Origin of the sequence: Hoeflea algicola (genome assembly GCF_026619415.1) — a bacterium.
In the GTDB taxonomy this organism is placed as follows: Bacteria; Pseudomonadota; Alphaproteobacteria; order Rhizobiales; family Rhizobiaceae; genus Hoeflea; species Hoeflea algicola.
The window spans coordinates 2,018,700-2,041,783 of record NZ_JAOVZR010000001.1 but is presented as its reverse complement, the minus strand read 5'-3'; the positions used below and the strand labels follow the sequence as shown (position 1 = coordinate 2,041,783).

The window sequence follows — 23,084 nt, the reverse complement described above, 5'->3', positions numbered from 1 at the left end:
GTCATTGCCCCAACCGTTCGAGCAGCGCCGGGATGTGCACCTGATCGGCCTTGTAGTTGCCGGTCAGCATGTACATGACGATGTTGACGCCGGCGCGAAACGCAAATTCGCGCTGCCAAGGATCCTGCGGCACGGTGGCATAAAGCGGATAGCCGCGCTCGTCCTCGGCCCACGCCGCGGCCATGTCATTGCCGGTAATCAGGATCGACGACACGCCATCGCCGGCGCGCGCCGGGCGGGTTGTCGGGTCGTCGGTCTGCGGGATTGCTTCCACCCACAATGGCCCGTCGGCGTAGCGGCCGGGAAATGTGTCGAGCAGGAAGAAGGACTTGGTCAGCACATGGTCGGCGGGCACCGGCTCAAGTGGGGGAATGTCGAGATCGGACAGAATCTGCTGCATCCGCACGGTCAGCGCGCTGGAGCCGCCGCCAAGATCGGTGATCTGGTCGCGGGTGTCGAACAATACTGTACCGCCGTTTTTCATATAGGCGTCGATGCGGCTGATGGCGGAGGGCGAGGGGAAATCGGCGTCTTCACTCATCGGCCAGTAGATCAACGGATAGAGTGCCAGCTGGTCGGTTTCGATATTGACGCCGACGGCGGTGCCCGGCTCAAGCGCGGTGCGTTGCGCCAGATAGCGCGACAGGCTGTCGAGGCCCGAACGGCTGGTCCGGTCGGCTTCAGCGTCGCCGGTCAGCACAAAGGCAAGCCGGGTGCTTTCCAGACTGTCGATCAGTTCGGCGTCGCCGGGCTGGGAATCCTGGGCTCGGGCGCCGCCCGACCCCAGCGCCATCGCGGCGGCGAGGCCGAAGACGAGCAGCAGGGCGGACGCCGCCGCAGAGGCTCTGAGGCCGCGACGGCGGAAACCACCATTGAGCACCAGTACGATCAATGTATCGGCCATGAGCGCGATCAGTGCCGCGCCGAACAGCCACGGTCGGAAATCGACCGAGCTGTCGCCGGCAATCGGCACTCGGTCGACGGGAATCGACAGGTCAGGAATTTGCACCGGTTGAAGGGTTTCGCCCGGCGTGAACAGGTTGAGCGCATAAAAACCGTCCTCGCTGCCATAGAGCCCAGGCGGGTTGTCATGACCGGCCCGAACAGTCGTGCCGGTTCCAAGGTCGAGCGGTTTGGCGTCGCCGCTTGCCGGAACAAGGGCGGCGTCGGCGTTGAGCAACCGCCAGGGCGACAGGATGCCCGAGGCGGCTTCGCCGCCGCCGGAGACGGCGCGCGATAACTGCACCACGCGGCGTAGCATGTCGACGAAATGGCCGGAAATCGGCAAGGTCGACCAGCCGGCTTCGGCGGTAACATGGAACAGCACGATGCGGCCGGCGCCACGGTCGGCAGCCGTGACCAGCGGCGTGCCATCGGCAAGGCTGGCCCAAGTCCGGTCGGCAAGGTCGGCCGAAGGTTCGGCCAGCACCTGGCGGCTGACGGTGACATCGCGCGGCGTCGGCAGCCCGGCGAAGGGGCTTGTTGCGGGATAATCGGCCAGCGGTTGCGGTTCGATCCAGGATAGCGCGCCGCCGAGTTGGCGTTCGCCGGTGCGCAATTTGACTGGCGCAAGTGTATCATCGGCGGGGGCTGCAGCCAGACGCGGACCGGCAAAACGGATCAGCGTGCCGCCGCGCTCAATCCATTCCGTCAGTGGTCCGGTGACGTCATCGGGCAGGACACCGATATCGGCCATGACAATGACCGCCGGGGCTTGGTTGATGAGTTTGGGAACGGCGGTGGCCATATCGGCGCTATCGGCCTCGATCAGGTCGGCATAGGGCGAGAGCGCGCGTTCGATGTAATAGAGCGGCGAGAGCAGCGGCTGGGCGATATCGGCGGCCTCGCCTGAGATCAGTGCCACCCGGCGGCGGCGAAAACTGTCGTCGAGCACGCGCGCCGAGCCGGCGGTGTCGTAGCCAGCAATGTCAATCCGGGCGATGTCATTGCGGATTTCAAATGGTGCGGCGATGGCACCGCTGGCGCTGCCCTGTCCGGGTTCGAATGCGAGCGGCCCGGTGGCGATTTCCCGCCCCTTGCTGTCGCGCGCCACCAGCCGATAGCTGGCGGCCATACTGGTGTCGAGCCGGCTTGCCTCGATTTTCAGCGTGTCGGCGCCATTGTCAGCACTGGTCAGGATAAGAGCGGTCGCATCGTCGGCGCCGATTACGCGCAAGGCTGTGGGTTGAAGATCTGCCAGCCGGGTCAACGCTTCGGCGGTGCCGGCGCTGTCGATGCCGTCCGTAAGGAAAGCAACGGTGCCGGGTCGTGTGTCGCCCAGCGCTGTTGCGAGCGCGGTCGTGGCGCTACCGCGGTCGGGTCGGAGCGGGCGCGGCTTGGCGGCGCGCAATTGTTCCCGTACGCGGGCAACGGTGGTCGGCGTGGCGTCGTGACGCCGCTCGGCGGTAAAGACGATCGACACCGGCAGCTCGCGCGCCTCCGCCTCGTTGATCAGGTCCTCGGCGACGTTTGTGCGGGCTTCCCAGTCCGGCGCGCTGGCCCAGTCATTGTCGATGATCAGCGCCAGCGGCCCGTCGGCGCTCAGTGCCCGGTCACGCGGATTGAGCACCGGTTCGGCCAACGCCAGGATCACCAGGGCGGCAATCAGCAGGCGCAGCGCGGTCAGCCACCAAGGGCTGCGCGACGGTGTCTGCTCGGGCTTGAGCACGCGCGCCAGTATCGCCAACGGCGCGAAGGGTTCGGCTGCCGGGCGCGGCGGGGTCAGCCGCAGCAGCCACCAGATCACCGGCAGTGCAAGTAGCCCGAACAGGATCGCCGGAGCGCCAAAGGCGATGGGCAGGCCGGCGATCATGGCGTGGGCGCCTTTTTCGGAGTGGGGTTGCCCGACAGTTGCCCGTGCGCGGCAGCGAGCGCTTCCGAAGCCGGGCGATCGGTGCGGTGCGGGAGATAGCTCCAGCCGAGCCGGCGGACGCCGTGGGCTAGCGCATCGCGGCGGGCAAGCCAGGCACGGCGATAGTCGGCGGCAATGTTTTCGGCGCGGCCGGCAACCAGTTTCTGGCCGGTTTCGGGGTCGCGGAACTCGGTGCGGCCGGCATAGGGAAAGATCTCTTCGGCCGGGTCGGAAATTTCGATGGCGTGGCCACGGATGCCGCGGCGCGCGGCCGGGCCGATGGCCTTTTCAAGCGTTCCGGTCTCATCGAGAAAATCGCTGATCAGCACGACATCGCTCATCCGCCCGACCTGGGTTAGATCGGGCAACGTGGTCTGTTGCGGGGCATGCGCCAGTGCCAACGCCAGCCGTTCGGCCGCGTTGCGCGAGGCCACCGGCTCCATCACGCCAGGACAGCCGATGCGTTCGCCCGAGCGCGACAGGATTTCGGCCAGCGCCAGCATCAGCACCAGGGCACGGCTTTCCTTGGCGACCAGCGCGGTCTCGGATTTGAACAGCATCGAGGGCGAGCGGTCGGCCCAGAGCCAAATGGTATGGGCGGCTTCCCATTCGCGGTCTCGGACATAAAGATGATCGTCGCGGGCTGAACGTCGCCAGTCGATGCGGGAGAGCGATTCGCCGTCGACATAGGGCCGGAACTGCCAGAAGGTCTCGCCAATGCCGCGTTTGCGACGGCCGTGCCAGCCGGCAATCATGGTGTTGGCGACACGCCGCGCCTCGGCCAGGCAATCGGGCAGCAAGGCCGCACGCTGGCGGGCGCGGGCGAGCGCGTCGATCCGCGCCGTGGGTTGGGTCAGCTGGCCGATCGGGGCCATAGGCTCACCCGGCTTTCGAGGCGACGAGGTCGGCGATGACGTCGCGAATGCCGATGCCCTCGGCGCGGGCCGCGAAACTGAGCGCCATGCGGTGCTGCAGGATCGGCTCAGCCAGCGCCCTGACATCGTCGATGGAGGGGGCCAGCCGGCCATCATAGAGCGCGCGGGCGCGGGCACACAGCATCATCGCCTGGCCTGCGCGCGGGCCAGGGCCCCAGGATACGGTCTCGTCGATGCGGGCATTGCCATGGCCGGGGCGGGCAGCGCGGACCAGTTCGAGAATGGCGTCGACCACCGATTCAGGCACCGGCATCTGGCGGATCAGTGCCTGGATTTCGGCGAGCCGCTGCATGGTGATCGCCGCACGCGGCTGTGCTTCGCGGGCGCCGGTGGTCTCCAAGAGGATCTGCCGCTCGGCTGCTATTTCCGGGTAGGGGACATCGACCTGCATCAGGAACCGGTCAAGCTGGGCTTCAGGCAGCGGGTAGGTGCCTTCCTGCTCGAGCGGGTTCTGGGTAGCCAGTACATGGAACGGCCGCGGCAGATCATGGGCGGCGCCGGCGACGGTGATGTGGTATTCCTGCATGGCCTGCAGCAGCGCAGACTGGGTGCGCGGTGAGGCGCGGTTGATTTCATCGGCCATCAGCAACTGCGTGAAGATCGGACCGGGGACGAAGCGGAACGAGCGGCGCCCGGCCTCATCCTGATCCATGACTTCGGAACCGAGAATGTCGGATGGCATCAGGTCGGGGGTAAACTGGACGCGGTTTGAGGACAGTCCGAGGACGGTGCCGAGCGTTGTCACCAGCTTGGTCTTGGCCAGTCCCGGCACCCCGACGAGCAACGCATGGCCGCCCGAGAGTACTGCCAGCAGGGTTTGCTCGACAACGGCTTGTTGGCCGAAAATGACCTCCGAGACGGCCTCGCGTACCGCCGAGATATCGGCCAGCGCCTGCTCGGCGGCAGCGACCACAGCCTTCTCGTCAATCGGCTGCGTGCTGGTGTCGATACGTCCCATGGAAATCTCCGCGTGTTCGTCTTCGGGGCTTAGAGACAGCTTATTCTACGCTGAAAGGCTGACAAGGGCCGTCAGGTTGACTATCTGGTTACCTCTAACCATAGCTGGACAGGACAATGGCAAAAACAAGGACTACCGCGAAAACAGATGCTGCAGGTTTGGCGGCGCTGATTTCGCGCGCCCAGGCCGACCGCAATGCGGGAAAGGACAGTTTGCCGCCGATTGAACGCTGGAATCCGGACTATTGCGGCGATATCGACATGGAAATCAGGGCCGATGGCTCCTGGTTCTACATGGGTACGCCGATCGGTCGCCCCGCGCTGGTGCGGCTGTTCTCGACAGTTCTGCGTCAGGACGAGGATGGCAAGACCTATCTGATCACGCCTGTGGAAAAGATCGGAATTCGTGTCGTCGACGCGCCATTCGTGGCCGTTGAGATGACCGTCGAGCAGAATGACGATGGCCCGGTGCTCACATTCCGCACCAATGTCGGCGATGTGGTGCGCGCCGGGCCCGATAATCCGCTGCGATTCGTGACGCTCGGGGAGACCGAACAGCTCAAGCCCTATCTGTTGGTGCGCGGCCGGCTCGAAGCGCTGATCAATCGGGCGGTGACCTATGATCTGCTCGCACTCGGCGAGCCGGTCGAGATCGACGGCGTCGAGATGTTTGCGATCCGCTCTGGCGGCGCGACGTTCCCGGTGATGCCGATGGCTGATTTGGAGGCTGAACTTTGAGCCATGCCGCGCCCCCCACCGCTGCGGTTTGATGCGCAACAGTTTCGCGAACGTGCTCGCATCCACAACCCCGATCATGCCTTCGGGGCGGAGCCGGCGCATCTGGGGCATGGCGATCATGTGCTCAACCCCGATCTGGTCTCAAAACTGGTCGGCACCAAACCGCGCGAGGCTGCGGTGCTGGTGCCGGTAACCGAAGGCGGCCCCGAGGCGCGCGTGATCCTGACCCGCCGTTCCGCGAGCATGCGCCAGCATTCGGGCCAGGTGGCTTTTCCCGGAGGCTCGATCGACCCGGAAGACGGCAGCGCCGAGATCGCCGCAATGCGCGAGGCCGAGGAGGAAATCGGTCTTGATCGCCGCTTTGTCGAGCCGGTCGGGCGGCTGCCGGTCTACCTGACCACCACCGGTTTTCGCATCACGCCGGTGCTGGCGGTGGTGCAGCCGGGCTATTCACTGACGCTCAACCCAGCCGAAGTCGCCGCGGTGTTCGAAACGCCGCTGTCGTTTTTGATGGACCCGGCCAACCACCGGCGCGAAAGCCGTGTCTGGGAGGGCCTGGAGCGGCATTATTTCGTCATGCCCTATGGCGAGCACAACATCTGGGGCGTTACCGCCGGGATCATCCGCACCATGTATGAAAGGCTTTACGCATGAGCAATGCTGCAAGCGTCGCCACCGAGAGCTGGTTCCAGGATCCGGCGCTGGGCCGGATATTTGCGCTTCTCAACCAGGACGGCGAAGAGGTGCGGGTGGTTGGCGGTGCGGTGCGCAACGCGCTGATGGGCCAGTCGGTCACCGATATCGATCTTGCCACCAGCTGGCCGCCCGAGCAGTTGGTGGCGCGAGCCAAGGAGGCAGGCATCCGTTCGGTGCCGACCGGCATTGATCATGGCACGGTAACCCTGGTGATTGACGGGCAAGGGTTCGAGATTACCACGCTGCGCCATGATGCGGAGACCGACGGACGCCGTGCAAAGGTGACGTTCGGGCGTGACTGGCAGGTTGACGCCGAGCGGCGCGATTTTACCATCAACGCGCTTTACGCCGATCAGTCGGGTACAATCATCGATCTGGTTGGCGGGCTTGCGGACATCGAAAGCCGCACGGTGCGTTTCATCGGCGATGCCGACGCGCGGATTGCCGAGGATTATCTGCGGGTGCTGCGCTATTTCCGCTTTTTCGCCCATTACGGCGCCGGGCGTCCGGATGCGGCGGCGCTGAAGGCCTGTGCCCGCGCCAAGGGTAATCTCGACAAGCTCTCCGCCGAGCGAGTGTGGAAGGAATTGAAGGCGCTGCTCAAGGCCGTTGATCCGGGCCGGGCACTGTTGTGGATGCGCCAGACCGGCGTGCTGACGGCAGTGCTGCCGGAAACCGAGAAATGGGGCATCGATCTCGATTGCTGGGCTGACCGCCACCGAGACGGCGCTGGGTTGGGAGCCCGATCCAATGCTGCGGCTGATGGCCATCATTCCGCCAGATGTGGCGCGAGTACAGGCGCTTGCCGCGCGGCTGAAAATGTCACGCGCGGAAACCGAACGGCTGGTCAGATGGGCCGAAGCGCCGGCGCTGCAGCCGACGCTGGCAATCACCGCGCTCGACCGGCTGCTCTACCGTCATGGTGGCAAGTCGCTGGGCGACCGCATCCGATTGTCGCTGATCTCTGCCCGGGCCCGCGCGGATAGCGATCCGGCGGCGCTGACGGAGGCCGCCGGGCACAGCCGTCATCTGGCCCGCGCGCTGGCGTGGGAACGGCCGGTGTTTCCTGTGTCGGGCGCAGACCTGATTGATCGCGGCGTTGCGCCTGGCCCGGAGATGGGCGCTCGATTGTCAGAACTGGAAGACAAATGGGTGGCGAGCAATTTTGCGCTAAGTAAGGACGCGCTGCTTTCTGAAATCGATTGAGCGTACGTCGCATGATATCGGCGACTGTTTGGTTTTGCACCGACCAGCTGATGCCGGATTGCGCTGAACGCAGGCAATCTCCGATCAAACAAAATCGGGGGCCGTTCACTTTGCGTTGGGGAGGGAGGGCAAAGTGAATGGCCCCCCGGATTTAAGCGGCGTTCTGTTCGTCGCTCATCCGTTCCTTGATCTGCTCGATGATGGATGGCCGGATCGTGGTTTCGCCATGGGACTGGCGCAGATGATCGACGACACGCGAAACAACCTCGGCTTCGCTGTCGGCGCGGGTGTGCCAGTCGCAGCCGGGAACGAGGGATCCGCAGTGGAAGGTCTTCATGGTTACATCCTCCTTTTGAAAGGCCGAATACCAATGCTTCGCCAGCCGTCAATCAATACCGTGGGCGAGTACCGAACCTAGCATGAATGAGTCGAAATTGCACCTCCCGTGGCTCCGCTTGCAGTCTTCTTACGGGCTGGTCAGTCCGGTATGGTTGGCATAGGATCGTGCTTCGACTTTCAATTCTGAACGGATTTCCCCTTGCAGTACCAAGACAGACTGGACTTCGCCACCGAGCTTGCCCGGAAGGCGGGCGCGTTCGCAAAGACCCATTTTCAGGCGATCGACGCGCTGGTGATCGAGAGCAAGGGCCACCAGGACCTCGTGTCGAATGCCGACAAGGACACCGAAACCCTGATCCGCGACGCCATCAACGAGCGCTGGCCGGATGACGGGATTGTCGGAGAAGAACACGGTCGCAAGACCGGAACCAGCGGTTATGACTGGGTTATCGACCCGATTGACGGCACCGCCAATTTCGTCCGCGGAATCCCGCAATGGTGCGTGGCGATCGCCTGCGCCAGGGACGGCGCCGCAGTGGTCGGGGTGATTTTCGAGCCGTCCTCTGGAGAGATGTTTACGGCTTCCAAGGGCGGTGGCGCCTTTGTCAACGGCAAGGCGATGCGTGTCGCCCAGACCGGCGACATTGGCCAAGGTTCGTTGGGGATCGGCTTTTCAGGTCGTGCTCCTGCGATGGCGGCTGCGACCATGGTGGCGATGGTGATCAAACGCGGCGGGGTGTTTTTCCGCAACGCCTCAGGTGCACTGATGCTCGCCTATGTCGCCGCCGGGCGGTTGCTCGGCTATATTGAGGAACACATGAATTCCTGGGACTGTGTTGCCGGCCTGCTGATGATCGAAGAGGCCGGCGGTACCATCGTCAAGCCCGATCCGGCTACCAGCCTCGATGGCGGAACGGTGGTGATCACCGGCGGCCCGAACATGTTCGACGAGATCCAGGAGATCGCAAAGGCCAGTTTTTAAATCGACTGAGCCGGGATCAGCACCGGCGCGCGGTCGGGAAAGCCAAGCGCGATGTTGTCGCCTGATTTGAACGGGGCGTTGACGTCGGTACAGATCGCAAATACCTGCCCGACCTCGGTTTCCGCCAGGCATTCGAGATGCCTGCCGACATAGGTGACCTTGGTCAGTCGGGCGGCCAGCGTGTTTGGCGTGCCTGCATTTTCGAATGCCAGCCGACCGGGACGGATGGCCAGTTGCGCGGGGCCTGGGGGCAGGTTGCGGGCAGGCAATTTCAGATTGACCGGGCCGAGTGCCACGGTGGCGGTGCCGTTGTCGACGCGGCTGATCGTGCAATCGAGCAGGTTGGCCTCGCCGATGAAATCGGCAACGAAGGCGCTGGCCGGCGCGTCATAGAGATCTCGCGGCGTTCCCTCCTGGGCGATGACCGCATTGCGCATGACGATGATCCGGTCGGAGACGGCGAGTGCCTCCTCCTGGTCGTGGGTGACATAGACCACCGTCAGGCCCAGCTTGGTTTGGATGTCACGGATGTCCTCGCGGACCTGGCGACGCAGCTTGGCGTCGAGATTGGACAGCGGCTCGTCAAACAGCAGCACCTGCGGCTCGAGCACCAGCGCGCGGGCGACGGCGACGCGCTGTTGCTGGCCACCGGACAGTTGGCTGGGCAGCCGCGCGCCGAAATCCTGCAGGCCAACTAAATCGAGGCCGGCCATCGCCCGCTCGTTGATCTCCTTCTTGGGGAAACCCGAGAACTTGAGCCCATATTCGACGTTTTCACGCACGCTCATATGCGGGAACAGCGCGTAGGACTGGAACACCATCGAGACATCACGGTCGGTGGCGGGCAGGCTGGTGACATCCTGGCCGCCGATCAGGATTTTGCCCGAAGTGGCCATTTCCAGCCCGGCGATCATGCGCAAGGTGGTGGTCTTGCCGCAGCCGGAGGGACCGAGCAGCGTCACCAGTTTTCCCGTCTCGACATGGAGCGAGACATTGTCGACCGCGGCTACCTTGGCGTTGGGATAAACCTTGGTGACATCGATAAACTCCACCGATGCGGCGTTGCTGCCTATGACGCTCATTCAACCGCCTCCCAGGATCTGTACTTGCTTGTCCGGCCCGCCCTCGCGGCGGCCGATGTTGCGGCTGCCGACGAGCAATTGCATCAGCCCGATTACCGCCAGCATGACGAAGATAAGTGCCGTCGAATAGGCGATGGCGATGCCGTATTCGTTGTTTTCAACCCGGCCGATAATGTAGCTGGTCGACAGGTCGTAGCGCGCGCTGACCAGGAAGATGACGGCGCTGATTGCGGTCATGGCGCGGACGAAGGAATAGGCCAGGGCTGCAAGAATGGCGGGCCGTAGCAACGGCAGGATGATGCGGATGAAGGTCTGGAACGAATTGGCGCCGAGCGTCAGCGAGGATTCGTCCAGGCTCTTGTCGAGCTGTGACATCGAGGCGACGCCGGCGCGCACGCCCACCGGCATGTTGCGGAAGATGAACGACAGGATCAGGATCAGCGCGGTGCCGGTAAGCTCGATTGGCGGCACGTTGAAGGCGATCACATAGGCCACGCCGATCACCGTGCCGGGAATAGCGAAGGACAGCATGGTGCCGAATTCGAATGCGTTCTTGCCGGCAAAGCGCTGCCGCACCAGAAGATAGGCGGTGAGAAGCCCGATGCTGGCGGTCAGCGGCGCCGAGACCAGGGCGATCCAGATGGTGGTCCAGAACGACGCCCAGGCAGAGCCCTTCAGGTGCAGGCCGAATTCATTCCAGCCCATGGCGAATGCCTGGATGTAATGATCAAAGGTGAGCGAGGTGTCGACGCCCCAGAGCTTGACGAAACTGCCATAAAAGATCGTTGCATAGACCAGCACGGTGACGCCGATCCAGAAGGTGGCGACCGAGGAGATGACGATTGTCAGGCCGCGCGGCAAGGGTGGGTGAACCCCGGCATCGCCCTTGCCGGCCACCGTGGTGTAGGATTTCTTGCCGAGCCAGAAGCGCTGCGCGTAAAATGCGCTCAGGGTAAAGATCAGCAGCACGATGGCCAGCACCGCTGCCTGGGACTGGTCATATTGGGCGCCAACAATGGCGAAGAAGACCTCGGTCGAGAGCACGTCGAAATTGCCACCAAGCACCAGCGGGTTACCGAAATCGGCCATGCTTTCGATGAAGCCGAGCAGGAAGGCATTGGCCAGTCCGGGGCGCATCAAGGGCAGCGACACGGTGCGGAAAGTCTGCCAGCGGTTGGCGCGCAGGGTTTGTGCGGCTTCTTCCATCGACGGGCTGACGCCCTCGACGACGCCGATCAGCACCAGGAAGGCAATCGGGGTGAAGGCCAGTGTCTGGGCGATGATCAGCCCGGGCAGGCCGTAGACCCAGCGGGTGGCCTGGATATCGAACAACCAGGAAAAGCCTTGGGTGACGGCGCCGGAGAGACCGAACAGCAGGATGATGGCAAGGCCAATCACAAATGGCGGGGTGATCACCGGCAGCACGGTGAGCGCTCTGAGCAGTTTGCGGTAGCGGACATCGGTGCGGGTGGCGATCAATGCAAAGACGAGGCCGAGCAGGGTGGTAATGAAGCCCACCAACACGGCCAGGAACAGTGAGTTCCAGGCCACGCCGCAGCGGGTGCCACTGGTGATGCAACCCAGCCCCCAGATGCGGTTGGAGAATAGTTTGCCCAGAAACGCCGTGAGTGAATAGCCGCCATCTTCGGTCGCAAGCGCGCTGGCCAGCATCTGCAGGATCGGCAGGAAAATGAACAGCGCGACGACGGCGACAACGAAGCCAATGGTAGAAACGACAAACACATCCCCGCCAACCGCGCCACGCGCGGCGATGCCGAGCGTCAGCAGAAACAGAAAGGCGCCAGCAACCAGCATGGCGCCGTAGCCCATGCCGAACTGCCGGTCTCCGAGCGGACCGAAGGCTTCGGCTGCCCAGGCGAAATTCCAGCCACGAAGGCCGATGCCGTAGCCTTGCGCAAACAGCAAGAACAACCCCATGGCCCCGGCGGAGATCAACAGCCAGCCAAACCGCGGATCCTGCTTTTTGCTGCGGCCGATCAGCAATGGCAACAGCAGCGGAACCAGCATTGGCGCCAGCCACAGCTTCTTGCCCTGCAGCACCAGAAACAGGGCCGGTGCCAGTCCTGCGTCGAACGGATAGCCGTCAAACAGCCAGGACAACGAGAAGAAATTGGCCTCAAGCCCATACCAGGGCAGCACGGCATAGCCGATCCACCCGACGATCATCCAGAGAAGGATCGTCGGGTGGATTCCTGGCCTATCGGGCGTATTCGGCACCGTTTACTGCGGCAATGTCGAGACGTCGTCGTCCCACTTCTTCAAGAGCCGCTTGCGCTCATCCGACGAGCCGTACTTCTTGAAGTCGTAGTCGATCAGCTTGATGGTCGACAGGTCGGGTGCCATCTCGGACTGGGTTGCCGCCTTGTTGGACGGAACCTGGAATGATTTGACATCCTTGGCGCGCGACTGGACTTCGGCAGACAATGCCCAGTCGTAGAATTTGCGCGCGGCTTCCGGGTGGCGGCCATCCTTGATCAGGGACATCGAGCCGATCTCGTACCCGGTACCTTCGCAAGGCGCCACGGTGACGATCGGAAAGCCGCTGGCAGCCTGGGCCACGGCATCGTGCATGAAGACGATGCCGATGGTGTTTTCGCCAAGACCTGCGGCCTTGATCGGCGCAGAGCCGAATTTGGTGTACTGGTTGATGTTCTTGTGCAGGTCCTTCATGTACTGAAAGCCGCCTTCTTCGCCAAACAGCTGCACCATGGTGGCGAGCGTGGTGTAGGCGGTGCCCGAGGAATTCGGGCTGGCGATCTGCACCTGGCCCTTGTACTCGGGCTTGGTCAGGTCCTTCCAGCAGGCCGGCACCGGCAGGTTGTTTTTTTCCAGCAGGTCCTTGTTGTAGCCAAATCCGAGCGCACCGGAATAGATGCCGATGGTCTTGTTGCCCGAAGATTCCGCCTGCCTGATGGCCCAGTCGTTGAGTTGGTCGCGCATCGGCGAGATGTATTCCTAGGTCAGGCCTTCCTCGGCTGCCTGCAGATGCGGGTCGCCAGTGCCACCCCACCAGACGTCGCCCTTGGGATTGGCCGCTTCGGCCTTGACCTGGGCAAAGGTCTCGCCGGAACTCTTGCGGGTCATGTCGACCTGGATGCCGGTTTCCTCCTCGAAACCGCGTGCCATCAACTGGCACCAGGCTTCATCGGCAGAGCAGTATCAGGTTACACTTTCGGCCAGCGCGGTTCCGGATCCGAGCACTGTCGATGCGGCGAGCGCGAAGCCCGCAATAAGCGATCTGTACATGTTCTTCCTCCCTTTGCGTCAGGGCGCGTGCGACCCGACAGGTGGAAGTGTGTCAAGACACTCCGCCCGAGGCAAGAACAATTGTTACAGTTTTCTGAATTATCAAATCATTGATATTTTTGAGATTGGATGCATGCACCGGCAAAGCCGTATTTGCCGGTGCATCAATCCCTGCCGTTTTGCCGGAATTTGCAGGCCGGGAGACTTACGGATACATCACCACGGGTGGCAGCGAAGACAGGATCGAGCTGACATTGCCGCCGGTCTTCAGGCCGAAAATGGTGCCGCGATCATAGAGCAGGTTGAATTCGACATAGCGGCCGCGGCGAATGAGTTGCTCGGTGCGTTCCGCGTCGGTCCAGGGCTTGTTGAAATTGGCGCGGACGATTTTCGGATAGACCACATTGAAGGCGCGACCGACATCCTGGGTAAAGGCCAGATCAGCGTCCCACCCACCGGCCTCCGCGTCGCTGTGCAGCCAGTCGTAGAAAATGCCGCCAATGCCACGCGCCTCGTTGCGATGGGGCAGGAAGAAATACTCGTCGCACCAGTCCTTGTAGCGCGGGTAATCGGCCACTTCGTGGCGGGAGCAGGCAATTTCCATGGCGCGGTGAAACAGCTGCGTGTCCGGATCGGTCTGGGTGCGGCGGTTGTCGAGCACCGGGGTCAGGTCGGCGCCGCCGCCAAACCAGTGGCTCGAGGTCACCACCATGCGGGTGTTCATGTGCACCGTCGGCACGTGCGGATTGGTCGGGTGGGCAATCAGTGAAATGCCCGACGCCCAGAACCGTGGATCTTCCTCTGCGCCGGGGATCTGCTTGCGGAATTCAGGCGAGAACTCGCCATGCACGGTCGAGGTATGCACACCGGCTTTTTCAAACAGCCGACCCTTGAGGATCGACATCGTGCCGCCGCCGCCGGCACCCTCGTCGCGCAGCCACGGGGTGCGTTCAAAGCGGCCGGCCTCGCCCGGACACTGTGGATGGTCAGCCTCGTCCTCGAGGGTCTCGAAACTGGCGCAGATCTGGTCGCGCAGGCGTTCAAACCAGCTGCGGGCCTTGTTCTTCTTGTCTTCGATGTCGTCGGGGAGTCCGACCGGCAAATTGGGGCGTTGCATACAAAGTCCTCGCTAGCAGTCACAACCTCATAGCAGCAGCGTCGAGACGTTGTAACCTAGCCAGACTGACGCAACCGCCAAAATTGTGCCGGTCCATCGAGGACAAGGTGCCAGGCTCGGCGGTTGACGGTTCCGGCTGATCCCGGCGTGGTGTGGCAAGGGACTCGCCGTCACGCTGGTTTTGCGCTAAATTTGGCTCAGCAAGGAGACAACGTGAGCCGGTTTCAACAACGCCCGCCGCTTGAAGGCCTGCGCCGCGAGATTGCCAGGGCGCGCAAGGAGAAATCCGCCGGCACATCCGGCGGGTTCGTGCGCGAAACCTATCGGCTGAGCCGGGGCGAGGCGCGGGAGAAGGCGCGGGAATGGTTTTCGACATGGCCCAAGGCTGCCTACTGGACCGAAGTCGAGAGCTGGCGTCCGCTTCCCGACGACCAGATTGAATTCACCATGCGGCGGCTGCCGACGGCGGATTGAGCGGGCGCTGCCGTTCGCGGGGGCTGCCCGGCAGCTTCCGGTTTCACCCAGCCTATTCGTCCGCCTGCTTTTGCAGCACCAGCCGCGGTCCGGTGCCGGTCTCGCGCATTCGGTCGCCGGGATTGTAGAGCTTGCAGGCTTCGAGCGAGAGGCAGCCGCAGCCGATGCAGCCGTCGAGCCGGTCGCGCAACCGCTCGAGCATGGCGATGCGCGCGTCGAGATGGCTGCGAAAGCCGCGGCTGATCTTCTCCCAGTCGCGTTTTGTCGGGGTGCGCTCCAGCGGCAATTGCTTCAATTGGATGCGGATCTCCTCAAGCGAAAAACCCATTTGCTGGGCGATCAGGATGAATGATAACCGCCTGATGTCGGAGCGGAGGAACATGCGCTTCCCACCCGGCGTGCGGCGCGCGGCGACCAGGCCCTGATCGTCATAATAGCGGATAGCGGAGACGGCGAGACCGGTGCGGCTGGCGACCTCGCCGATTGTCAACAATCCCTGTCTGGATGGATTCGGCATGATCTGAAAAAACCTCTTGACCTCAAGTTCACTTGAGAAAGTAGCATGGGTTACATCACAGGCAATCCTTACGGGAAAAGGAAAAACCCCATGGCCCAATCATTCCTCGAACATGTCAATTTCAATGTCGCGGACGCGCCGGCCACCGCCAAATGGATGTGCGATTTGTTTGGCTGGAAAATTCGCTGGCAGGGGCCGGCAAGCAATGGCGGGCTGTCGATCCATGTCGGCACCGATGATAACTATCTGGCGATCTACACGCCGGAAGCACCACGGCCCCGTCACGACAATCCGCGTGGCGAGGTGGCCAATCTCAATCATGTCGGCATCGTTGTCGATGATCTCGATGCGGTGGAGGCAAGGGTCAAGGCGCTTGGCTACACGCCATTCAACCACGCCGATTATGAGCCGGGCAGGCGGTTCTATTTCAACGACGAGAACGACATCGAGTTTGAGATCGTCAGCTATGACTGAGGCGCTGGTGGGTTACAAACCAAACCGGCGGGTGATCTCGCCGGCCATCATCGCCACGCTCATGGCGAGGTTGAGGCTGCGACGACCCTCGATCATCGGAATGGTCAGGCGCACATCAGCGGCGTCGTGGACCTTTTCCGGCACACCGGCGCTTTCGCGGCCAAACAGCACGATATCGCGCTCGCCCAGAGTCGGGCCGGTCTCATCGATATAGGGCGTGGCGGACTTGGTGGTCATCAGCACCAGCCGCCGAGCCTCGACCTTGCGCCAGATCTCGAATTCCTCCCAGCCATCGTGGCGGGTCAGCGTGGCCATTTCGATGTAATCCATGCCGGCGCGCTTGAGCGACCGGTCGGAAAGATCGAAGCCCGGCGGCCCGATGATGTGGATGTCGATGCCCATGCAGGCACCCAGGCGCAGGATAGCGCCGGTGTTGCCGGGAATGTCGGGCTGGTAAAGGGCGATAAGCGGTTTGGTCATGTCGCTTTCATGTCACAGCTTTGCGCGCGCTTGAAGGGGTGTCTTTCGTGCGGTCGCGCAAGCGTGTAAACAGACGCTTTGCGATTCCTGCGTGGAATCATGCTGCGCCCGTCCCCGTCACGCTGATAGCAGCGACCGGACGGCCCAATCCTGACCGACTGCTTGGTTGTGTGTGGAGCGCCATGCGCCGGGTGTTCGGTCTTCACTTGAATTTGCGCGGCGTGGCCGCCTGCAGGATACGCTTATGTTTGCATGGTTTGAACGGCAACTGAATCCGTACCCCGCCGCCCCGCCGACGGCGCCGCCTGAAGGGCTGGTGGCTTTTTGCTGGCATTATTCCCGTGATGCCGCGCCGTGGCTGATTGCAATGGGCATATTGACCGCGCTGATCTCGATCGGCGAGGTCATGCTGTTCGGGTTTCTCGGGTCAATCGTCGACTGGCTCGCCAATTCCGATCCGCAGGGCTTTATCGAACGCGAATCCGGTCGGCTGATGCTGATGGGCGGGATCGTGCTGATCGCCCTGCCGGTGACGGTGCTGTTGCATTCGCTGATCATCCACCAGACGCTGCTGGGCAATTTCCCGATGATCGCGCGCTGGCAGATGCACCGCTACCTGCTGCGCCAGAGCCTGAATTTCTTCTCCAACGAGTTTGCCGGCCGGGTCGCCACCAAGGTGATGCAGACGTCGCTGTCGATCCGCGAAGCGGTTATGAAGCTGTTGGATGTGTTCGTCTATGTCTCGGTCTATTTCATCGCCATGATCGGCATGGTGGCCAGCGCCGAGTGGCGGCTGGTGCTGCCGTTGCTGTTCTGGCTGGCGGTCTATATCGGCCTGATTGTGCATTTTGTGCCGAAACTGAAGCGGATTTCGACCGATCAGGCCGATGCCCGCTCGGCGATGACCGGCCGAGTGGTCGACAGCTACACCAATATCTCGACGGTCAAGCTGTTCTCCCATGCCGGGCGCGAGGAGGCCTATGCCCAGGAAAGCATGGATATGTTCCTGCAGACCGTGCACCGGCAGATGCGCCAGGTGACGCTGTTCCAGTCGCTGATCTATTTCAACAATTCGGTTCTGGTGTTTGTGGTCTCGGCGATGTCGATCGGCTTCTGGCTCACAGGCATTGTCTCGGTAGGCTCGATTGCGATCGTCATCGGGCTCTCGCTCAGGGTCAACGGCATGTCGCAGTGGATCATGTGGGAAGTGTCAGGCTTCTTCGAGAATATCGGCGTTGTCCAGGACGGCATGGGCATGATGATCAAGCCGCATGAGGTGGTCGACAGCCCGGGCGCTGGCGCCATTGTCGCCAAGAAGGGAGCGATCTCGTTCGAGAACGTCCGGTTTCACTATGGCAAGCAGAGCGGCGTGATCGAAAACCTGTCGCTCTCGATCAAGCCTGGCGAGAAGATCGGGCTGGTCGGCCGCTCCGGCGCCGGCAAGACGACGCTCGTCAATCTGCTGCTCCGGTTTTACAATCTGGAATCCGGCCGGGTGCTGATCGATGGCCAGGACATTTCCGAGGTCAGTCAGGACAGCCTGCGCGCCCAGGTCGGCATGGTCAGCCAGGATACCTCACTGCTGCACAGGTCTGTGCGCGAGAACATCGCCTACGGTCGCCCCGAAGCCAGCGAAGCGGAGATCCTTGAGGCGGCACGCAAGGCCAATGCGCTTGAATTCATCGCCGGACTGGAGGACCTCGCCGGCCGCACAGGACTTGACGCCCATGTCGGTGAACGCGGGGTCAAGCTGTCCGGTGGTCAGCGCCAGCGCATCGCCATTGCCCGGGTGTTTCTCAAGGATGCGCCGATCCTGGTGCTCGACGAGGCAACCTCGGCGCTCGATTCGGAAGTCGAATCGGCAATCCAGGACAACCTGTTCGCGCTGATGGAAAACAAGACGGTGATCGCCATCGCGCACCGACTGTCAACGATTGCCCAGATGGACCGGCTGGTGGTGCTTGATGCGGGCGAGATTGTCGAAACCGGGGTGCATGAGGATTTGATCGTCTCGGGCGGGATCTATGCCGATCTGTGGGCGCGGCAATCGGGCGGGTTCATCGACGCAGCCGAAGAGGCGGCGGCAGAGTGACGCTTCGTACGCCGGGGAGATTGCCAAAGCGCAAGCGCGCACTATTGTTGCCGGCATGATTTTCCGACCCATCCTTAACCTGTTCGAGCACTGGATCGACCCCTTTGCCCGGCGCCAGAGCTACCGGCCACCGGCGTCGACGGTGAAGTTCCTGAGCTATTATGTCAGCCAGGCCAAGGGGGCGTTTGCCGCCATGCTGGCGCTTGGTGGTCTGGTGGCGCTGCTTGAGGCGGCACTGTTCTATTTTGTCGGCCGGCTGGTCGACGTGCTCGACGCCGCCGATCCTTCGACCGGCTGGGAGGGATTGATCGGCGCGCATGGGCCAACGCTCGCCTTCATGCTGTTCGTGGTCGTACTGGCGCGGTTTGTCGTCGTCACGGTCGCGGCTCTGGTCGAGGAGCAGACGGTGGTGCCGGGTTTTTACAATCTGGTGCGCTGGCAGGCACATGCGCATGTGTCGCGGCAGGATCTGAGCTTCTTCCAGAATGATTTCGCTGGTCGCATCGTCACCAAGGTCTGGTCGGCGGGGCAGGCGACCGGTGATTTCATGGTATCACTGCTACAGGTGGTGTGGTTCATCTTCATCTACACCGCCACCACTATGGCGCTGGTGGCGCAGCTTGACTGGCGGCTGTCGGCGCTGGTGCTGGTGTGGATTGCAGCATTTGCGGTGCTGGCGCGCTATTTCGTGCCGCGCATTCGTCGCCATGCCCGTGCCAGCGCCGAGGCCTCGGCAATGCTGACCGGGCGGCTGACTGACAGTTATTCCAACATCCAGACGCTAAAGCTCTACGCCCGTGAAGCCGACAATGACCGCTATATCCGGGCCGGGTTCGATCAGTTCATCGCCGCCATCCTGCCCTTTACCCGACATCTGACCGGGGTGCGTGCCGCGCTGGCGTTGCTGTCGGGACTGATGATCGCGGCGATTGCCGCGTTTTCGATTGACCTGTGGCTGTCCAGTGCCATTTCGGTCGGGGCGGTGGCTTTCACGCTGTCTCTGGTGCTCAGGCTCAACATGCTGCTGGGGCGGATGATGACCCAGCTCAACAGCCTGATGCGCAATTTAGGAACGGTGCAGAATTCGGCCGAACTGGTGGCGCGTCCGATTGCCCTGACCGACCGCGAAGATGCTGGCGAACTTGAGATCGATCGCGCCGGGATTCGCTTCGATCACGCTAGCTTCAGTTATGACCCGAAGCTGCCGGTGATTAATGATTTGTCGCTGAGCATCAGGCCGGGCGAAAAAATGGGGCTGGTCGGGCGCTCGGGCGCGGGCAAATCGACCTTCGTCAATCTGCTGCTGAGGTTTTACGAATTGCGGTCCGGGCGGATTGAAGTCGACGGACAGGATATTGCCGGCGTCACCCAGGAATCACTGCGGCAAGCGATCGGCATGGTGACCCAGGATACCTCGCTGCTGCACAGATCGATTCGCGAAAACATCGTGTTTGGACGTCCTGACGCCGATGATGAGGAGATCAAGGAAGCAGCGCGGCGGGCGGAGGCGCTCGATTTCATCGAAAAGCTGTCGGACCAGCGCGGCCGTACAGGGCTTGATGCGCATGTCGGTGATCGCGGCGTCAAGCTCTCCGGCGGCCAGCGCCAACGCATCGCCATTGCCCGGGTGATGCTCAAGGACGCGCCGATCCTGGTGCTGGATGAAGCAACGTCGGCACTTGATTCGGAGGTTGAGGCTGCGATTCAGGAGAATCTCGATGAGCTGATGGAAGGAAAAACCGTCATCGCCATCGCCCACAGACTGTCGACCATCGCCCGGATGGACCGGTTGGTGGTGATGGATGAAGGCCGCATCATCGAAGTGGGCACGCATGGCGAACTGATTGCACAAGGCGGGCTTTACGCGGATTTATGGGCTCGGCAGTCGGGTGGATTCATCGGAGTTGACGAAGCGGCGGAATAGGCAAGCGAATTTCTCGCGACAATGTGTCCTTCTACCTTCGTCCGGTCTGGACTTATCGGTTCAACCCGCTTAGAAACCGCGCGATTGACAGAATTCCGCCGCATTGTCGAAACTGGCCGAATCCGGCTAAGGCTATGGGATGGAAAGCTGGTCCGGACGCAGCTTCAAAGAGGACGTTGAGCCGTGAGTGAGCCAATGACACAGAGCGAAGGCGCAGGCGAACCCAACCGCCGCGATTTTCTTTATATCGCCACAGGGATGGCGGGCGTGGTCGGGGTGGGCAGTTTCGCCTGGCCGTTTATCGACCAGATGCGCCCGGATGCCTCGACGCTTGCGGTGTCGTCCATCGAAGTGGACGTCGAAAGCCTTGAGCCAGGCATGTCGCTGACAGTTAAATGGCGCGGCAAGCCGGTGTTCATCCGCAACCGCACCGAAGCCGAGGTCGAAGAGGCCAAGGCGGTGGCGATCGACGATCTCAAGGATCCGGTGGCGCGCAACGCAAATATTTCCGCCAGTTCGATGGCGACCGATATTGATCGCTCGGCTGGCGAAGGCAAGGAAAACTGGCTGGTTATGGTCGGCGTTTGCACCCATCTGGGCTGCATTCCGCTGGGCCAGTCCGGTGATTTCGGCGGTTGGTTCTGCCCCTGCCACGGCTCGCATTACGATACTGCCGGCCGAATTCGCAAAGGCCCGGCGCCGGAAAATCTGGCCGTTCCGGAATTCGCCTTCATTTCAGACACTGTCATTAAAATCGGCTAAGGGGATATAGACGATGAGTGGGGATCATTCGACCTACCAGCCCACTTCCGGTTTCGGAAAGTGGATCGATTCACGCCTGCCGCTGCCGCGGCTGGTTCATGACAGTTTCGTCTCCTATCCGGTGCCGCGAAACCTCAATTACGCCTACACCTTCGGCGGCATTCTTTCGATAATGCTGGTGGTGCAGCTGGTGACCGGCATCGTGCTGGCGATGCACTACGCTGCGGACACCTCGCTGGCCTTCCAGTCGGTCGAGAAGATCATGCGTGACGTCAATTCCGGCTGGCTGCTGCGCTACATGCACGCCAACGGCGCCTCGTTCTTTTTCCTGGCGGTTTACCTGCATATTGCCCGCGGCATGTATTACGGCTCCTACAAGGCGCCGCGCGAAGTGCTGTGGATCCTCGGCGTTGTCATCCTGCTTCTGATGATGGCCACGGCCTTCATGGGTTATGTGCTGCCCTGGGGTCAGATGTCGTTCTGGGGGGCCACGGTGATCACCGGGTTCTTTACCGCCTTCCCCGGTATCGGGGAGCCGATCCAGCAATTGCTGCTCGGCGGATTTGCGGTCGACAACCCGACGCTCAACCGCTTCTTCTCGCTGCATTACCTGCTGCCGTTCATGATCGCCGGTGTGGTTATCCTGCACGTCTGGGCGCTGCATGTGACGGGCCAGACCAACCCGACCGGCGTCGAAGTGAAATCGAAGACCGACACGGTGGCGTTCACACCTTACGCGACCATCAAGGATGGTCTGGCGATGAGCATCTTCCTGCTCGTGTTCGCTTATTTCATCTTCTACATGCCGAACTTCCTCGGCCATGCCGACAACTACATTCCGGCCAATTCGCTGAAGACGCCTGCACATATCGTGCCTGAATGGTACTTCCTGCCGTTCTACGCGATCCTGCGTGCCATCACCTTCAACATCGGACCCATCGATTCCAAGCTTGGTGGCGTGCTCGCCATGTTCGGTTCGATTGCCGTGCTGTTCGTGCTGCCCTGGCTTGATACCTCGAAGGTTCGTTCGGCGGTCTATCGTCCTTGGTACAAGCTGTTCTTCTGGGTCTTCGTGGCTAACGCGATTTTTCTGGGATGGCTCGGCGCCAAGCCCGCAGAGGGCACCTACACGACCATGGCGCAGATCGCGACGCTCTACTACTTCGCGTTCTTCCTGGTCATTCTGCCGGTGCTGGGGCTGGTTGAAACGCCCAAGCGTCTGCCGAACTCGATTACCGAAGCCGTGCTCGCCAAGAATGGCGGCAAGGGCGGGGCCGCTTCACCAGAAACCCGCGGCTGAGCGGCGCGACGGAAAGGATCTGAGATATGAAAACGCTTCTTGCAAGCATCGTTCCGCTCGCCATGGCTGCCGTTATCGGCACTGGCCCTGCAGTTGCAGCCGAGCATGAAAATGCTACGCCGCATTACCCGATCAACCATCTGCGCGAAGTAGACTGGTCTTTCGCGGGTCCGTTCGGGACCTTCGACCGGGGCCAGTTGCAGCGCGGCCTGAAGGTCTATGTGGAGACCTGCTCGGCTTGCCATTCGATGAACCTGGTGCCGTTCCGTTCGCTCGTGGCGCTCGGCTACTCTGAAGACCAGGTCAAGACGCTGGCCGCCGAATACGAGGTCGAGGACGGCCCCAATGATGAAGGCGACATGTTTACGCGCGCTGCCATTCCGGCCGACTACTTCCCTTCGCCGTTCCCCAATGATGCGGCGGCGGCAGCGTCCAACAATGGTGCGGTTCCGCCAGACTTTTCGCTGCTGGCCAAGGCCCGCTACGCGGAGCGCGGTTTCCCGCAGTTCGTTTTCGATATCTTCACTGGCTACAACGAGAGCGGCCCGAACTACATCTATTCGCTGCTGACAGGCTATCAGGAAGCGCCGGCAGGTGTTGAGGTTCCGGAAAACGCCCACTACAACCCCTACTTCCTTGCCGGCCCCGCGCTGGCGATGGCGCAGCCTTTGTCGGATGGTCAGATCACTTATGATGACGGTTCTCCGGAAACGCTTGATCAGTACTCCAAGGATGTGGCTGCGTTCATGATGTGGGCTGCCGAGCCGCACATGGAAGAGCGCAAGCGCACCGGGTTCATGGTGATGGTGTTCCTGCTGATCTTCTCGGGGCTGATGTATCTGACGAAGAAGTCAGTCTACGCCAACAAGGATCATTGATCGGCATTGCCTG

At 62.1% G+C, this 23,084-nt stretch carries 19 protein-coding genes and 2 pseudogenes; 11 read left to right on the top strand and 10 right to left on the bottom strand.

What is annotated here, in order from left to right:
- Position 1 precedes the first annotated feature (1 nt).
- From OEG84_RS10065 to OEG84_RS10055, 3 genes are read right to left on the bottom strand one after another with little or no spacing between them, the layout of a single operon-like run.
- The gene (locus tag OEG84_RS10065; RefSeq protein WP_267653636.1) at positions 2-2,812 is read right to left on the bottom strand and encodes a DUF4159 domain-containing protein; all 2,811 of its coding nucleotides are present in this window, start codon (positions 2,810-2,812) and stop codon (positions 2-4) included.
- Positions 2,809-3,726, bottom strand: a complete 918-nt coding sequence (locus OEG84_RS10060; RefSeq protein ID WP_267653635.1) for a DUF58 domain-containing protein — start codon at positions 3,724-3,726, stop codon at positions 2,809-2,811. The genes OEG84_RS10065 and OEG84_RS10060 overlap by 4 nt, the downstream gene beginning before the upstream one ends.
- A 4-nt stretch (positions 3,727-3,730) precedes the next feature.
- Positions 3,731-4,744 carry an AAA family ATPase gene (locus tag OEG84_RS10055; protein ID WP_267653634.1) on the bottom strand — a complete coding sequence of 338 codons (1,014 nt, stop codon included), beginning with the start codon at positions 4,742-4,744 and terminating at the stop codon, positions 3,731-3,733.
- A gap of 116 nt (positions 4,745-4,860) precedes the next feature.
- Here OEG84_RS10055 and OEG84_RS10050 point away from each other — a divergent pair, with 116 nt between their 5' ends.
- The 3 genes and pseudogenes from OEG84_RS10050 to OEG84_RS10040 all read left to right on the top strand — a co-directional run bounded on the left by OEG84_RS10050 (position 4,861) and on the right by OEG84_RS10040 (position 7,383).
- On the top strand, positions 4,861-5,481 hold the full coding sequence (locus tag OEG84_RS10050) for a DUF1285 domain-containing protein (RefSeq protein ID WP_267653633.1): 621 nt from the start codon (positions 4,861-4,863) through the stop codon (positions 5,479-5,481).
- A gap of 3 nt (positions 5,482-5,484) precedes the next feature.
- Complete coding sequence (locus OEG84_RS10045; protein WP_267653632.1) at positions 5,485-6,135, top strand: CoA pyrophosphatase; 651 nt, start codon at positions 5,485-5,487, stop codon at positions 6,133-6,135.
- A pseudogene (locus OEG84_RS10040) lies at positions 6,132-7,383 on the top strand (CCA tRNA nucleotidyltransferase). Before OEG84_RS10045 ends, OEG84_RS10040 begins: the two are co-directional and overlap by 4 nt.
- Before the next feature lie 151 nt (positions 7,384-7,534).
- Here OEG84_RS10040 and OEG84_RS10035 read toward each other — a convergent pair.
- A complete protein-coding gene (locus OEG84_RS10035; protein WP_267653631.1) occupies positions 7,535-7,720 on the bottom strand; it encodes a DUF1059 domain-containing protein in 186 nt (61 codons plus the stop codon).
- A gap of 201 nt (positions 7,721-7,921) precedes the next feature.
- Between OEG84_RS10035 and OEG84_RS10030 the strand changes: the two genes are divergently transcribed.
- Positions 7,922-8,704, top strand: a complete 783-nt coding sequence (locus OEG84_RS10030; protein WP_267653630.1) for an inositol monophosphatase family protein — start codon at positions 7,922-7,924, stop codon at positions 8,702-8,704.
- On the opposite strand, the gene OEG84_RS10025 is transcribed toward OEG84_RS10030, so the two are convergent.
- From OEG84_RS10025 to hemF, 4 genes and pseudogenes are all read right to left on the bottom strand, one after another.
- Complete coding sequence (locus tag OEG84_RS10025) at positions 8,701-9,786, bottom strand: ABC transporter ATP-binding protein (protein WP_267653629.1); 1,086 nt, start codon at positions 9,784-9,786, stop codon at positions 8,701-8,703. The two genes, OEG84_RS10030 and OEG84_RS10025, sit on opposite strands and share 4 nt — an antisense overlap.
- Positions 9,787-11,973 (bottom strand): ABC transporter permease, encoded by a 2,187-nt coding sequence (locus tag OEG84_RS10020; protein WP_267653628.1) that lies wholly within the window; start codon positions 11,971-11,973, stop codon positions 9,787-9,789.
- 54 nt (positions 11,974-12,027) lie between these two features.
- Positions 12,028-13,053 (bottom strand): annotated as a pseudogene (locus tag OEG84_RS10015) (ABC transporter substrate-binding protein).
- Between the two features lie 205 nt (positions 13,054-13,258).
- On the bottom strand, positions 13,259-14,170 hold the full coding sequence (gene hemF, locus OEG84_RS10010) for an oxygen-dependent coproporphyrinogen oxidase (RefSeq protein ID WP_267653627.1): 912 nt from the start codon (positions 14,168-14,170) through the stop codon (positions 13,259-13,261).
- Positions 14,171-14,383: 213 nt separating this feature from the next.
- On the opposite strand from hemF, the gene OEG84_RS10005 reads away from it, so the two are divergent.
- Positions 14,384-14,644, top strand: a complete 261-nt coding sequence (locus tag OEG84_RS10005) for a hypothetical protein (RefSeq protein ID WP_267653626.1) — start codon at positions 14,384-14,386, stop codon at positions 14,642-14,644.
- A 52-nt stretch (positions 14,645-14,696) separates the two neighbouring features.
- Here the strand turns inward: OEG84_RS10005 and soxR are convergent, their stop codons facing one another.
- A complete protein-coding gene (soxR, locus tag OEG84_RS10000) occupies positions 14,697-15,161 on the bottom strand; it encodes a redox-sensitive transcriptional activator SoxR (protein ID WP_267653625.1) in 465 nt (154 codons plus the stop codon).
- A 90-nt stretch (positions 15,162-15,251) separates the two neighbouring features.
- Between soxR and OEG84_RS09995 the strand changes: the two genes are divergently transcribed.
- Positions 15,252-15,635, top strand: a complete 384-nt coding sequence (locus OEG84_RS09995; protein WP_267653624.1) for a VOC family protein — start codon at positions 15,252-15,254, stop codon at positions 15,633-15,635.
- 12 nt (positions 15,636-15,647) lie between these two features.
- Here the strand turns inward: OEG84_RS09995 and OEG84_RS09990 are convergent, their stop codons facing one another.
- Positions 15,648-16,115, bottom strand: a complete 468-nt coding sequence (locus OEG84_RS09990; RefSeq protein WP_267653623.1) for a tRNA (cytidine(34)-2'-O)-methyltransferase — start codon at positions 16,113-16,115, stop codon at positions 15,648-15,650.
- A 244-nt stretch (positions 16,116-16,359) separates the two neighbouring features.
- Between OEG84_RS09990 and OEG84_RS09985 the strand changes: the two genes are divergently transcribed.
- The 5 genes from OEG84_RS09985 to OEG84_RS09965 all read left to right on the top strand — a co-directional run bounded on the left by OEG84_RS09985 (position 16,360) and on the right by OEG84_RS09965 (position 23,071).
- Positions 16,360-18,207 (top strand): ABC transporter ATP-binding protein, encoded by a 1,848-nt coding sequence (locus OEG84_RS09985; protein WP_267653622.1) that lies wholly within the window; start codon positions 16,360-16,362, stop codon positions 18,205-18,207.
- Positions 18,208-18,262: 55 nt separating this feature from the next.
- Positions 18,263-20,131 (top strand): ABC transporter ATP-binding protein, encoded by a 1,869-nt coding sequence (locus OEG84_RS09980; protein ID WP_267653621.1) that lies wholly within the window; start codon positions 18,263-18,265, stop codon positions 20,129-20,131.
- A 183-nt stretch (positions 20,132-20,314) separates the two neighbouring features.
- Complete coding sequence (gene petA, locus OEG84_RS09975) at positions 20,315-20,893, top strand: ubiquinol-cytochrome c reductase iron-sulfur subunit (RefSeq protein WP_267653620.1); 579 nt, start codon at positions 20,315-20,317, stop codon at positions 20,891-20,893.
- Positions 20,894-20,906: 13 nt separating this feature from the next.
- Entirely contained in the window at positions 20,907-22,193 is a 1,287-nt protein-coding gene (locus OEG84_RS09970) for a cytochrome b (protein WP_267653619.1), read from the top strand.
- Between the two features lie 26 nt (positions 22,194-22,219).
- Positions 22,220-23,071, top strand: coding sequence for a cytochrome c1 (locus OEG84_RS09965; protein ID WP_267653618.1), 852 nt, complete (start codon positions 22,220-22,222; stop codon positions 23,069-23,071).
- The last annotated feature ends 13 nt before the right edge of the window (positions 23,072-23,084 follow it).

What these genes read in the sequence shown, in the direction of transcription:
- OEG84_RS10065 (WP_267653636.1), bottom strand. Translation starts at nt 2,812, where the DNA reads ATGATCGCCGGCCTGCCCATCGCCTTTGGCGCTCCGGCGATCCTGTTC.
- OEG84_RS10060 (WP_267653635.1), bottom strand. Translation starts at nt 3,726, where the DNA reads ATGGCCCCGATCGGCCAGCTGACCCAACCCACGGCGCGGATCGACGCG.
- OEG84_RS10055 (WP_267653634.1), bottom strand. Translation starts at nt 4,744, where the DNA reads ATGGGACGTATCGACACCAGCACGCAGCCGATTGACGAGAAGGCTGTG.
- OEG84_RS10050 (WP_267653633.1), top strand. Translation starts at nt 4,861, where the DNA reads ATGGCAAAAACAAGGACTACCGCGAAAACAGATGCTGCAGGTTTGGCG.
- OEG84_RS10045 (WP_267653632.1), top strand. Translation starts at nt 5,485, where the DNA reads ATGCCGCGCCCCCCACCGCTGCGGTTTGATGCGCAACAGTTTCGCGAA.
- OEG84_RS10035 (WP_267653631.1), bottom strand. Translation starts at nt 7,720, where the DNA reads ATGAAGACCTTCCACTGCGGATCCCTCGTTCCCGGCTGCGACTGGCAC.
- OEG84_RS10025 (WP_267653629.1), bottom strand. Translation starts at nt 9,786, where the DNA reads ATGAGCGTCATAGGCAGCAACGCCGCATCGGTGGAGTTTATCGATGTC.
- OEG84_RS10020 (WP_267653628.1), bottom strand. Translation starts at nt 11,973, where the DNA reads ATGATCGTCGGGTGGATCGGCTATGCCGTGCTGCCCTGGTATGGGCTT.
- hemF (WP_267653627.1), bottom strand. Translation starts at nt 14,170, where the DNA reads ATGCAACGCCCCAATTTGCCGGTCGGACTCCCCGACGACATCGAAGAC.
- soxR (WP_267653625.1), bottom strand. Translation starts at nt 15,161, where the DNA reads ATGCCGAATCCATCCAGACAGGGATTGTTGACAATCGGCGAGGTCGCC.
- OEG84_RS09995 (WP_267653624.1), top strand. Translation starts at nt 15,252, where the DNA reads ATGGCCCAATCATTCCTCGAACATGTCAATTTCAATGTCGCGGACGCG.
- OEG84_RS09990 (WP_267653623.1), bottom strand. Translation starts at nt 16,115, where the DNA reads ATGACCAAACCGCTTATCGCCCTTTACCAGCCCGACATTCCCGGCAAC.
- OEG84_RS09985 (WP_267653622.1), top strand. Translation starts at nt 16,360, where the DNA reads ATGTTTGCATGGTTTGAACGGCAACTGAATCCGTACCCCGCCGCCCCG.
- OEG84_RS09980 (WP_267653621.1), top strand. Translation starts at nt 18,263, where the DNA reads ATGATTTTCCGACCCATCCTTAACCTGTTCGAGCACTGGATCGACCCC.
- OEG84_RS09970 (WP_267653619.1), top strand. Translation starts at nt 20,907, where the DNA reads ATGAGTGGGGATCATTCGACCTACCAGCCCACTTCCGGTTTCGGAAAG.
- OEG84_RS09965 (WP_267653618.1), top strand. Translation starts at nt 22,220, where the DNA reads ATGAAAACGCTTCTTGCAAGCATCGTTCCGCTCGCCATGGCTGCCGTT.